8 protein-coding genes are annotated in these 11996 nt (G+C 61.9%); 2 read left to right on the top strand and 6 right to left on the bottom strand.

The features are described 5' to 3' along the window. Positions 1–147 precede the first annotated feature (147 nt). The 3 genes from betA to betI all read right to left on the bottom strand — a co-directional run bounded on the left by betA (position 148) and on the right by betI (position 4221). Positions 148–1851: a choline dehydrogenase gene (betA, locus tag AC19YX_RS13840; protein WP_500606466.1), complete on the bottom strand. Its 1704-nt coding sequence runs from the start codon at positions 1849–1851 to the stop codon at positions 148–150. Positions 1852–2046: 195 nt separating this feature from the next. Continuing rightward, on the bottom strand, positions 2047–3519 hold the full coding sequence (gene betB / locus AC19YX_RS13835; protein ID WP_078472768.1) for a betaine-aldehyde dehydrogenase: 1473 nt from the start codon (positions 3517–3519) through the stop codon (positions 2047–2049). Between the two features lie 108 nt (positions 3520–3627). Beyond that, positions 3628–4221: a transcriptional regulator BetI gene (gene betI, locus AC19YX_RS13830; RefSeq protein ID WP_078472769.1), complete on the bottom strand. Its 594-nt coding sequence runs from the start codon at positions 4219–4221 to the stop codon at positions 3628–3630. Positions 4222–4705: 484 nt separating this feature from the next. Between betI and AC19YX_RS13825 the strand changes: the two genes are divergently transcribed. Then, positions 4706–6646, top strand: a complete 1941-nt coding sequence (locus tag AC19YX_RS13825; protein WP_342032588.1) for a BCCT family transporter — start codon at positions 4706–4708, stop codon at positions 6644–6646. Between the two features lie 236 nt (positions 6647–6882). Here the strand turns inward: AC19YX_RS13825 and choV are convergent, their stop codons facing one another. The 3 genes from choV to AC19YX_RS13810 form a co-directional block, all read right to left on the bottom strand. Beyond that, complete coding sequence (choV, locus tag AC19YX_RS13820; RefSeq protein WP_078472771.1) at positions 6883–8061, bottom strand: choline ABC transporter ATP-binding protein; 1179 nt, start codon at positions 8059–8061, stop codon at positions 6883–6885. Further along, positions 8058–8903, bottom strand: coding sequence for a choline ABC transporter permease subunit (gene choW / locus AC19YX_RS13815; RefSeq protein WP_020295350.1), 846 nt, complete (start codon positions 8901–8903; stop codon positions 8058–8060). Before choW ends, choV begins: the two co-directional genes overlap by 4 nt. Before the next feature lie 71 nt (positions 8904–8974). Continuing rightward, positions 8975–9931, bottom strand: a complete 957-nt coding sequence (locus AC19YX_RS13810) for a choline ABC transporter substrate-binding protein (protein WP_078472772.1) — start codon at positions 9929–9931, stop codon at positions 8975–8977. Positions 9932–10361: 430 nt separating this feature from the next. Between AC19YX_RS13810 and AC19YX_RS13805 the strand changes: the two genes are divergently transcribed. After that, entirely contained in the window at positions 10362–11738 is a 1377-nt protein-coding gene (locus AC19YX_RS13805; protein WP_078472773.1) for an L-serine ammonia-lyase, read from the top strand. Positions 11739–11996 lie beyond the last annotated feature (258 nt).

The raw sequence follows: 11996 nt of genomic DNA, 5'->3' as shown, positions 1-11996 counted from the left end.
GGGGATGGGCGAGACAGGTGCAGAACTGTAGCCGCTGCCCAAGGCTGCGATCAAGGACGCAGTCGGTGCAATGGGCTGGATGGGGTGTGGCGAGGGAAGCGGGGAGACCGCGATGGCGCCGACCGTTGCGGTCGGCGCCAGGCTGTTTTACTGCGCGGTGCGGCTCACGTCACGCAGCGGCTTGCCACGTACCGGGGCGTCGCCCGCTACGTAGTAGTCAGCGGTGCTGCGTGGCAGAGGCTGGCGGCCACGGATCTTGTCGGCGATTTTCTCGGCGATCATGATCGTCGGCGCGTTGAGGTTGCCGGTGGTGATGATCGGCATGATCGACGCATCGACCACCCGCAGGCCCTGCATGCCATGCACGCGACCTTCGCCATCGACCACGGCCATCTCGTCGGTGCCCATCTTGCACGAGCAGGACGGGTGGAACGCGGTTTCGGCGTGCTCGCGGATGAATTTATCCAGTTGCTCGTCGGTCTGGACGTCGATGCCCGGGCTGATTTCCCGGCCACGGAACGCATCCAGTGCAGGCTGTTGCATGATTTCCCGGGTCAGGCGGATGCCGTCGCGGAATTCCTGCCAGTCCTGCTCGGTGGCCATGTAGTTGAAGAGGATGCTCGGGTACTCGCGCGGGTTCTTCGACTTGAGCTGGATCCGGCCACGGCTTGGCGAACGCATGGAGCCCATGTGCGCCTGGAAACCATGCTCTTTCACACCGTTGCTGCCGTTGTAGTTAATCGCTACCGGCAGGAAGTGGTACTGGATGTTCGGCCAATCGAATTCTTCACGGGTACGGATAAAACCGCCCGCTTCGAACTGGTTGCTGGCGCCGATGCCGGTGCCGTTGAACAGCCACTCGGCACCGATGGCCGGCTGGTTGTACCAGAGCAGCGAAGGGTACAGCGACACCGGTTGGGTGCAGGCGTACTGCAGGTACAGCTCGAGGTGGTCCTGCAGGTTTTCGCCGACGCCCGGCAGGTCGTGGACCACCGGGATGTCGAGGCTTTCCAGGAGCTTGGCCGGGCCGACGCCGGAGCGCTGGAGGATTTGCGGCGAGGCGATGGCGCCGCTGCACACCAGCACTTCCTTGCGGGCGCGGGCTTCAACGCGCTCTTCGGCGGCGCCGATCAGGTAACGCACGCCCACCGCACGCTTGCCGTCAAACAGCACTTTGTCGGTCAGGGCGTGGGTGACGATGGTCAGGGTCGAGCGCTTTTTGGCGGTGTCCAGGTAACCGCGAGCGGTGCTGGCCCGACGGCCTTTAGGCGTGACGGTGCGGTCCATCGGACCGAAGCCTTCCTGCTGGTAGCCGTTCAAGTCTTCGGTACGCGGGTAACCTGCCTGCACGCCGGCTTCGACCATGGCGTGGAACAGCGGGTTATTGCCGGCCTTGGGCGTGGTCACGCTGACCGGGCCATCGCCACCGTGGTAGTCGTTAGGCCCGATGTCGCGGGTTTCGGCCTTGCGGAAGTACGGCAGGCAGTTGAGGTAATCCCAATCTTCCAGACCTGGCAGTTTCGCCCAGTTGTCATAGTCCATCGCGTTGCCGCGGATGTAGCACATGCCGTTGATCAGCGACGAGCCACCCAGGCCCTTGCCGCGACCGCATTCCATCCGGCGGCCGTCCATGTGCGGCTCCGGGTCGGTCTCATAGGCCCAGTTGTAGCGTCGGCCTTGCAGCGGGAACGCCAGGGCGGCCGGCATTTGCGTACGGAAATCGAAACGGTAGTCCGGGCCGCCTGCTTCGAGCAGCAGCACGGTGACGCCTTCGTCTTCAGTCAGACGGGTCGCCAGGGTATTACCGGCGGAGCCGGCACCCACAATGATGTAGTCATATTCTTGGGACATAAATGCACCCTCGTAAAAGTTGGTTCAGGCTGCTTTTGTGGCGAGGGAGCTTGCTCCCGTTCGACTGCGCAGCAGTCGCAAAGTCAGCGCTCGAGTTCGGTCTGAAAGAACGGCGGTGCCTGGAATGGGGCTGCTTCGCAGCCCGATGGGAGCAAGCTCCCTCGCCACGGGGGCCATGCCAGGCTCAATCGGGTCTTAGAACACCGAGGCGTAATCGCCCAGCTCAACCTGTACCGATTTGATGCGGGTGAAGTTATTCAGCGAGCTGATGCCGTTCTCACGGCCCACACCGGATTGCTTGTAGCCGCCAACCGGCATCTTCGCGTCGGATTCACCCCAGGCGTTGATCCAGCAGATACCGGCTTCGAGCTGATGAATCACGCGGTGGGCGCGGTTCAGGTCTTTGGTGACCAGGCCGGCAGCGAGGCCGAAGTCGGTGTCGTTGGCACGACGGATGACTTCTTCTTCAGTTTCGTAGGTCAGGATGCTCATCACCGGGCCGAAGATTTCTTCGCGGACGATGGTCATCTCGTCGGTGCAGTCAGTGAAGACGGTTGGCGCCACGAACGCGCCCTTGGCCAGGTCACCCTGGGTCAGACGCTCGCCGCCGCACAGGACGCGAGCCCCTTCTTCCTTACCCTTGGCGATGTAGCCGAGCACGCTTTCCATGTGGGCGAAGCTGACCAGCGGGCCGAAGTTGGTGTTTTCATCTTCTGGGTTGCCGATGCGGATGCGTGCAACGCGCTCGACGATCTTGGCTTCGAAAGCGGCTTTCAGGTGGCTCGGTACGAACACCCGAGTGCCGTTGGTGCAGACCTGACCGGAGCTGTAGAAGTTGGCCATCATCGCGGTGTCGGCGGCGCGATCGAGGTCGGCGTCGTCGAAAATGATCAGCGGCGACTTGCCACCCAGTTCCATGGTCACGTCTTTCAGCGAGGAGCTGGAGGCGCTGGCCATGACTTTCTTGCCGGTGTCGGTGCCGCCGGTGAAGGAGATTTTCTCGATGCGCGGGTGCTCGGTCAGCCAGGTGCCGACTTCACGGCCGCTGCCGGTCAGGACGTTGAACACACCGTCCGGCAGGCCGGCTTCGGTGTAGATCTCGGCCAGTTTCAGGGTGGTCAGCGAGGTGACTTCACTTGGCTTGAAGATCATCGCGTTGCCGGCCGCCAGGGCTGGAGCGGATTTCCACAGGGCGATCTGGATCGGGTAGTTCCAGGCGCCGATACCGGCCACGACGCCCAGGGGCTCGCGACGGGTGTAGACGAAAGAGGTGGTACGCAGCGGGATCTGCTCGCCTTCGATGGCGGGCACCAGGCCGGCGTAGTATTCCAGCACGTCGGCGCCGGTGACGATGTCGACGTATTTGGTTTCGGAGAACGATTTGCCGGTGTCCAGGGTTTCCAGGGCGGCCAGTTCGTCGTTGCGCTCACGCAGGATCTCGACGGCGCGACGCAGGATACGCGAACGCTCCATGGCGGTCATGGCGGCCCAGATTTTCTGGCCCTTTTCGGCGCTGACCACGGCGCGCTCGACGTCGTCCTTGGTCGCACGCTGCACTTGTGCGAGGACTTCACCGTTAGCCGGGTTGATGGCTTCGAAGGTGGCGTCGCTGCTGGCGTCGGTATAACCGCCGTCGATGTAGAGTTTTTGCAGTTCGAAACGGGCCATATAGTCCTCGCAAGTGCATAAGTGGTTGGCGTTAACCGCTGGGCGGGCCTTGTAGCTTGGGCATCGCGGGTCAGCGGCAGTTCAGGGGGCCGAGCGTCTCTGTGTGCTCTAGCGCTCCTGCTTAGCCAATTGGAAATCCATGTATTCGTAAGCGATCTGTTGCGCCTGTGCGGTGTCGAAGGCGTCTCCGGACAGCGCGCCGCGCAACCACAAACCGTCGATCAGGGCTGCCAGGCCTCGTGCTGCGCTGCGTGCTTCATCCAGCGGCAGGACACGGCGGAACTGGCAACACAGGTTGGAATACAGACGGTGATCGTTGATCCGCTGCAACCTGTGCAAAGACGGGTGGTGCATGCTGGTGGCCCAGAAGGCCAGCCAGGTTTTCATTGCCGGGCCATTGACCTGGCTGGCGTCGAAGTTGCCTTCGATAATCACCTGCAGATGGGCCCGCGGGCTGTCATCTGTCAGCGCCTGACGACGCTCGGTGACGTTCTCTATCAGGGCGTTCATCAGGTACCGCATGGTGGCGGCAATCAGGCCGTTCTTGTCCTGAAAGTAGTGACTGATGATGCCGTTCGAGACACCGGCCAAACGGGCGATCAGCGCAATGCTGGCGTCCCCCATTCCGACCTGATCGACGGCCTGTAACGTGGCTTCGATCAATTGCTGGCGGCGTATGGGTTGCATACCGACCTTGGGCATCTTGCACCTCTCCTTAGGCCTGCCGGCAGACGTAGAACGGCTACCGGCGTAGGGGCCAGTCTATTTTGTTTTGATTGAACGTTCAATCAACAAAGAATAAGATCTGCGACAAATCGTCGCTGCCTACAGGTTTTTCCTGCGTGTAGAGGGCGGAAAAACGACCTCCGAAATAGCTCCAAAACTGACAGGTGGCATGGCAAGAACCGGCTGGAAAGGACGTGTTGACGGGGCGGGACGCTCTTGGGGCCAGTGACGAACGAACAGCTCGTGGCAAGCCTTGGATACCGGTGCTCAATGTGACTTCTGCGGTTTCGGTTTTTTTTCGGGGTGTCTTTATATCACCCGCCGGTCGGCTGCCAACTAACCGATTGGTCGGGTATCGCGTTGCCTTGCGTTCTTCTCTCGCACTGCCTGGAGCATCTGTGCCATGAGTTCTGCCTCCCTTATAAAGACCCCACCAGAGAAGGTGCGGGTCAACGGTTGGGTGTTTTACACCTCTACCGCGCTGATTCTGCTGTTGACCGCCATTCTGATCATCGCCCCGAAAGAGGCCGGCAGCATGCTGGGCATTGCCCAGGCCTGGCTGTCCCGCAGCTTCGGCTGGTACTACATGGTGGTGATCGCCGCCTACCTGGTGTTCGTGGTGGGCCTGGCATTTTCGTCCTACGGCAAGCTCAAGCTGGGCAGCAAGGACGACACCCCTGATTTCAGCTACGGCGCTTGGGCCGGCATGCTGTTTTCCTCCGGTATTGGCATCTCGCTGTTGTACTTCGGTGCGTCCGAGCCGCTGGATCACTACTTCAACCCGCCCGAGGGTGTCGCCGGCAGCAACCTGGCCGCGCGCCAGGCGGTGCAGCTGACATTCCTCCACTGGGGCCTGCATGGCTGGGCGATCTATGCCCTGGTCGGGCTGGCCGTGGCCTATTTTGCGTACCGGCACAACCAGCCGCTGGCCTTGCGTTCGGCGCTGTATCCGCTGGTGGGCGAGCGTTGGGTCAAGGGCGCGGCGGGCCACGCGGTGGATGGCTTCGGCATGTTCGTGACCCTGCTGGGCCTGGTGACCAACCTGGGTATCGGCTCGATGCAGGTGTCCTCGGGGTTGGAAAACCTGTTCGGCATGGAGCACAGCAACACCAACCTGCTGATCGTGATCATCGTCATGAGCACCGTGGCCACCATCGCCGCGGTATCGGGTGTGGAAAACGGCATCCGCCGCCTGTCCAACCTGAACATCGTGCTGTTCAGCGGCCTGCTGATTTTCGTGCTGTTGTTCGGCCCGACCCTGCACCTGCTCAACGGCTTTGTGCAGAATATCGGCGACTACCTCAACGGCGTGGTGCTGAAAACCTTCGACCTCTATGTGTATGAGGGCGACAGCGCCAAATCCGATCGCTGGCTGGGCCTGTGGACCCTGTTCTACTGGGCCTGGTGGATTTCCTGGGCACCTTTTGTCGGCATGTTCATCGCGCGTATTTCCCGTGGCCGTACGGTGCGTGAACTGGTGGCGGGCGTATTGCTGATTCCCCTGGGCTTTACCCTGGCGTGGCTGTCGATCTTCGGTAACTCGGCCCTGGACCTGGTGATGAACCATGGGGCGGTGGAGCTTGGAAAGACGGCGCTGGAACAGCCGTCCATGGCCATCTACCAATTGCTTGAGCATTACCCGGCGTCGAAGGTGGTGATCGGTGTATCGATTTTCGTCGGCTTCGTGCTGTTCCTGACCCCGGCCGACTCCGGCGCGGTGATGATGGCCAACCTGTCCTGCAAAGGCGGCAATGTTGACGAAGACGCGCCGCACTGGCTGCGGATCTTCTGGTCGGCGGTGATCACCCTGGTGACCATCGGCCTGCTGTTCGCCGGCAACTTCGAAGCCATGCAAACCATGGTGGTGCTGGCGGGGCTGCCGTTCTCGGTGGTGCTGATCTTCTTCATGTTCGGCTTGCACAAGGCCATGCGCCAGGACGTGCAGATCGAACAGGAGCAGGCGCAACTGGCGGAACGTGGGCGTCGTGGCTTCAGCGAGCGCCTGACTGCCCTGGACCTGCAACCGACCCAGTCGGTGGTTCAGCGGTTCATGGACAAGAAAGTCACCCCGGCCCTGGAAGAAGCCGCGCAATTGCTGCGTGCTCAGGGTCTGGACGTGCAGACCCTGCTGGGCAAATCCAAGCGCTGCATGGGCGTGCGGATCGAGATGGAAGAGGGCAACCCGTTTGTCTACGAGGTGAGCCTGGATGGCTACCTGGCCACGCCGAGCGAGTCCACCGAGGCCGAGGAAGAGCGCACGCGCTACTACCGCGCCGAGGTTTACCTGCACAACGGCAGCCAGGAATACGACCTGATGGGCTTCACCCCGGAGCAGATCACCCGGGACGTGCTCGATCAGTTTGAAAGCCATCGGCAGCTCCTTGGCCGTGTCTATAGCTGAGGGTTGAAAAGGGCGGTGTGACCCTTTGGCGAGGGCGCTTGCTCCAGTTGGGTGGCACCGCCACCCCGATGACTGCAATCGGGCTCCAGCAGTCGGATCGCGGAGCCGGGCTTTACGGCTGCTTCGCCCCGGAACGCCGGACGCCCGAACGGGAGCAAGCTCCCTCGCCACACACACACTCAGTGCTGCATCAATGAAAACGCCGCGATCCTCGCGGCGTTTTCATGTCCGGGGGATTACCCCAGGTTCTTGCCCAGCAACGCATGGTAGAGCTCGCTGTCGCCAAGGATCCCCACCACTTTGTTGTTGTCGTGCAGCACCAGTTTGTTGCCGGTCTGGTAGCGGATTTGCAAGGCGTCGCGCATGCCGATATTGGAGTCCACCAGGGTCGGCCGGCGCTCCAGGCCTTCCACCGCCTGGCCGGGTGCCCAGTTCTGCAGGTCGAGGCTGGCACCGTTCTGGCGTGCGCCCTTGATGGTGTTGCCTTCGGCCAGGTCGAGCCAGGAGTCGCCGCCCGGGTCCAGACATACCGAGCCGTTGATGCGTTTGCAGTTGTCCAGGGTGCGCATCAGGCTGCGCCCGCAGAGCACGTTCAGCGGATTGGTGTGGGCAACGAACGTACGCACATAGTCGTCGGCCGGGTTGAGCACGATCTGCTCCGGCTTGCTGTACTGGATGATCCGCCCGTCTTTCATGATGGCGATGCGGCTGCCCAGTTTCAGCGCTTCGTCGAGGTCGTGGCTGACGAAGACGATGGTCTTGCTCAGCTTGCGTTGCAGTTCCAGCAACTCGTCCTGCAGGCCCTGGCGAATCAGCGGGTCGAGGGCCGAGAAGGGTTCGTCCATCAGCAGGATATCGGCGTCCATCGCCAGGGCGCGGGCCAGGCCCACACGCTGTTGCATGCCGCCGGAGAGCTCATCGGGCTTCTTGTTGCGCCATTGGGTCAGGCCCACCAGCTCGAGCTTTTCCTCCACCAGCTTGCGCCGTTCCTTTTCCGGGCGGCCCTGCATTTCCAGGCCGAAGCTGATGTTCTCGCGCACCGTCAGCCAGGGCATCAGGGCGAACTTCTGGAACACCATGGCGATGCGCTTGGTGCGCATCATCTTCAGTTCGGCGGCGGTGCAGGCGGCGATGTCGATCTGTTTGCCTTCGTGCTCGACGAACAGGTGCCCACGGCTGACGGTGTTCAAGCCGTTGATGCAGCGCAGCAAGCTGGATTTGCCGGAGCCGGAGAGGCCCATCAGCACGCAGATCTCGCCTTTTTCCACATCGAGGCTGGCTTTTTCCACGCCGACGATCTGGCCGGTCTTTTTCAGGATCTCGTTGCGGGTCATGCCCTGGTCCAGCAGTTTCAGGGCCTCGCGGGGATCTTTGGAGAAGATAACGTCTACGTTATCGAAGCGAATAATGCTCATGCGTCGCTCCCTACTTTGGCGTCGGGTTGTTTGCAGATCCGGTCGAGCATGATCGCCAGCAGCACAATGGCCAGCCCGGCTTCGAAGCCCAGGGCGATATCGGCGGTGTTGAGTGCGTTGACCACCGGCTTGCCCAGGCCATCGGCGCCGACCAGGGCGGCGATCACCACCATCGACAGCGAGAGCATGATGCACTGGGTGATCCCGGCGGCGATGCTCGGCATGGCGTGGGGCAATTCGATACGCGACAGCAATTGGCGCCGCGAGCAGCCAAAGGCCTTGCCGGCGTCCATCAGCTCTTGCGGGACATCGCGGATACCCAGGTAGGTCAGGCGGATCGGCGCGGCAATCGCGAACACCACCGTGGAAATCAGCCCGGGCACCACCCCCAGACCGAACAGGGTCAGGGTAGGAATGAGGTAGACGAAGGTCGGTACGGTCTGCATCAGATCGAGTACCGGACGCATCATGGTGTAGAACATCGGCTTGTGCGCGGCGACGATGCCCAACGGCACGCCGATGACCACGCAGACCAGGGTGGCGAACAGCACCTGGGCCAGGGTTTCCATGGTTTCCTGCCAATAGCCCAGGTTCAGGATCAGCAGAAACGACAGCACTACAAAGGCGGTCAGGCCCCATTTGCGTTGAATGACGTGCGCGAGCAAGGCGATCAGCCCGATCAATGCCAGCGGGTTGAACCAGGTCAGCGCAAACGTCACGCCGTGGATCATCGTTTCCAGGGTCGTGGCGATCGCATCGAATGTGCTGGCGCCGTGTTGCGTCAACCATTCAACGAAGGCAGCGATGTACTGGCCTAGAGGGATTTTATGATCAGTCAGCATGGTAGTGAACGTCCGCATGCAAGGAAAAAACAGCCCGGGCGGAACTGGCCCGCCCGGCGTAAGCGAGTGACTTAGTTAGCAGCCTGTGCAAGCTTGGCCTTGACCGCCTCAAGGCCGGGTTTGCCATCAATGGTGGTGACCCCGGCGAGCCAGGTATCCAGCACTTGCGGGTTGTTTTTCAGCCAGGCCTTGGCGGCCACATCCGGCTTCATTTTGTCGTCCAGCACGTTGCCCATCAGGGTGCTTTCCATGTTCAGGGTGAACGAGAGGTTCTTCAGCAACTGGCCGACGTTGCTGCATTCCTGGGCGTAACCCTTGCGCGTGTTGGTGTAGATGGTGGCCTGGCCGAAGTTGGGGCCGAAGAACTCGTCACCCCCGGTGAGGTACTTCATCTTGAAACGGGTGTTCATCGGGTGCGGTTCCCAGCCCAGGAATACCACGGCGGTGTTGCGCCGCTGGGCACGATCGACCTGGGACAGCATGCCGGCTTCGCTGGACTCGACCACCTTGAACCCGGCGTCTTTGAGGCCGAAGGCGTTCTTATCGATCATGCTCTGGATCAGGCGATTGCCGTCGTTGCCGGGCTCGATCCCGTAGATCTTGCCGTCCAGCTCCTTCTTGAATTTGGCGATGTCGGCGAAATCCTTGAGCCCCTTGTTGTACAGCTCTTCCGGGACCGCCAGGGTGTACTTGGCGTTCTCCAGGTTGGCGCGCAGGGTGTCGACGGTGCCGGCATCACGGTAGGCCTTGATGTCGTTTTCCATGGTCGGCATCCAGTTGCCGAGGAACACGTCCATGTTCTTGCCGTCGGCCAGGGACTTGTAGGTCACCGGTACGGAAATCATCGTGGTCTTGGTTTTGTAGCCCAGTGCATCGAGGACCACGCTGGTGGTGGCGGTGGTCACGGTGATGTCGGTCCAGCCAACATCTGAGAAGTTAACGGTACTGCATTGCGCCGGTTCTGCGGCTTGTGCCAGAAGCGGCAGACTCAGCATGGCGGCCAACAACAACGAGGGGGAACCTTTCATCGGGGGGGACTCCTGGGTGTCTTCTTTTTGGCGGCGTTCTTACCGCACTTATAAGCGTGGCGGTTGGGGCGCGTGGGACAGCTGTGCCACGGTGCCTTGCAATCGAGTCGAGACTGATCATGTACCAGTGAAAATCTGACGCCTACAGGGTGCGTCGTATCCAGTACAGGGAGGGTCGCATCCAGTGTCAGTGAGGTCGTTTACAGCTTTTTTCAGGACTTTTTGCCGCTCTGCACCGCAAAAAGCGGCCAAAACCCTTGGTTATCGGGTTGCGGCGTTGCTGGGCATGGGTGAGTCGGTGTCAGACGTCGAGCACCGTGGAAAAAGCCTGATGATGCGCCCATCTCGGCGGATTGCAGCTTGAGCGTAGCAGCTCCGTCAGCGGGCGCCGCGCCGCCCGGAGTGTGCTCATTCGAGGAGTTTTGCTGTCATGGCTATCAGTGTTTTCGACCTGTTCAAAATCGGCATCGGTCCTTCCAGTTCCCACACCGTCGGCCCCATGCGCGCCGCCGCCTTGTTCGTGCAATCGCTCAGGGAAAAGCAGCTACTGGAGCAGGTGCAGCGGGTCGAGGTGCAACTCTTTGGTTCGCTGTCAGCCACCGGTATCGGCCACGGCAGCGACAACGCGGTAATCATGGGCCTGATGGGCGAGTGGCCGGACGCGATCGACCCGTCGCAGATCGGTCCGCGCATCGACCGGCTGCGTGAAACCCAGACCCTGCTGCTGGACGGCCGCCTGCCGATCCCCTTTATCTGGGCCCGGGACATGCAGCTGATCGACGAAAACCTGCCGTTCCACCCCAATGCCATGACCCTGGTCGCGATCGGCGCAAACGCCGAGGTGCATCGCGACACCTACTATTCGGTCGGCGGCGGGTTTGTCGTCGACCAGGCCCAGGCCAGCAGCGGCGTGGTCGACCTGGATCGCACCGAATTGCCCTACGACTTCTCCAGCGCGGTGGAGCTGCTGAGCCTGTGCCAGACCCACAACCTGCGGGTCGCGGAACTGATGATGGCCAATGAAAAAGTCTGGCGCTCCGAGGAGGAAATTCGCAGTGGCCTGCTGACCCTCTGGCGGGCCATGCAGGACTGCGTCGAGCAGGGCCTCAAGCACGAAGGCATCCTGCCCGGCGGGCTGAATGTGCGGCGCCGTGCGGCGCGCCTGCACCGCAGCTTGCAGGAACTGAACAAGCCCAACGTCATTGGCTCGACCCTGTCGGCCATGGAATGGGTCAACCTGTTCGCCCTGGCAGTCAACGAAGAGAACGCTGCCGGCGGGCGCATGGTCACCGCACCCACCAACGGCGCGGCCGGGATCATCCCGGCGGTGCTGCACTACTTTATGAAGTTCAGCGAAGTGGTGACCGAGGCCAACGTGGTCGACTATTTCCTCGGCGCGGCGGCGGTGGGCATCCTCTGTAAAAAGAATGCGTCGATCTCGGGGGCCGAAGTCGGTTGCCAGGGCGAAGTCGGTTCGGCCTGCGCCATGGCGGCGGCCGGGTTGGCGGAGATCCTCGGCGCGACCCCGGAGCAATTGTGCAACGCCGCTGAAATTGGCCTGGAGCACAACCTCGGCCTGACCTGCGACCCGGTCGGCGGCCTGGTGCAGGTGCCGTGCATCGAGCGCAACGCGATTGCCGCGGTCAAGGCGATCAATGCCGCGCAAATGGCCCTGCGCGGCGACGGCCAGCACTTTATCTCCCTGGACCGGGTGATCCGCACCATGCGCGATACCGGCGCCGACATGCACGACAAATACAAGGAGACCTCGCGCGGTGGCCTGGCGGTGAGTGCGGTGGAGTGCTGAGTCAGGCACATGCTCATTTTTCCGCCGCTCGCCGCTGCGCGCTAAAGGAACACGCCACCCACACCGCGCCACCTTTTAGCGCGTCGCAAACAGATAAGCCCCTTTCCCGGGGCCGGAATCCAATCCGGCCCTGACCGCCTGTCACCCGTGCTTGTGGTGACACTCCCCGCCAGGGCCCCGCGACGCAGTTCCCACAAGTGCTACCGAACTGCTCACAGGCCCCGGGCGAGGGCGCTGGGGGCAATTGCCGGTGCTTAT

The organism is Pseudomonas sp. MF09150, assembly GCF_059862355.1.
This window is presented reverse-complemented; position numbering and strand designations above follow the sequence as displayed.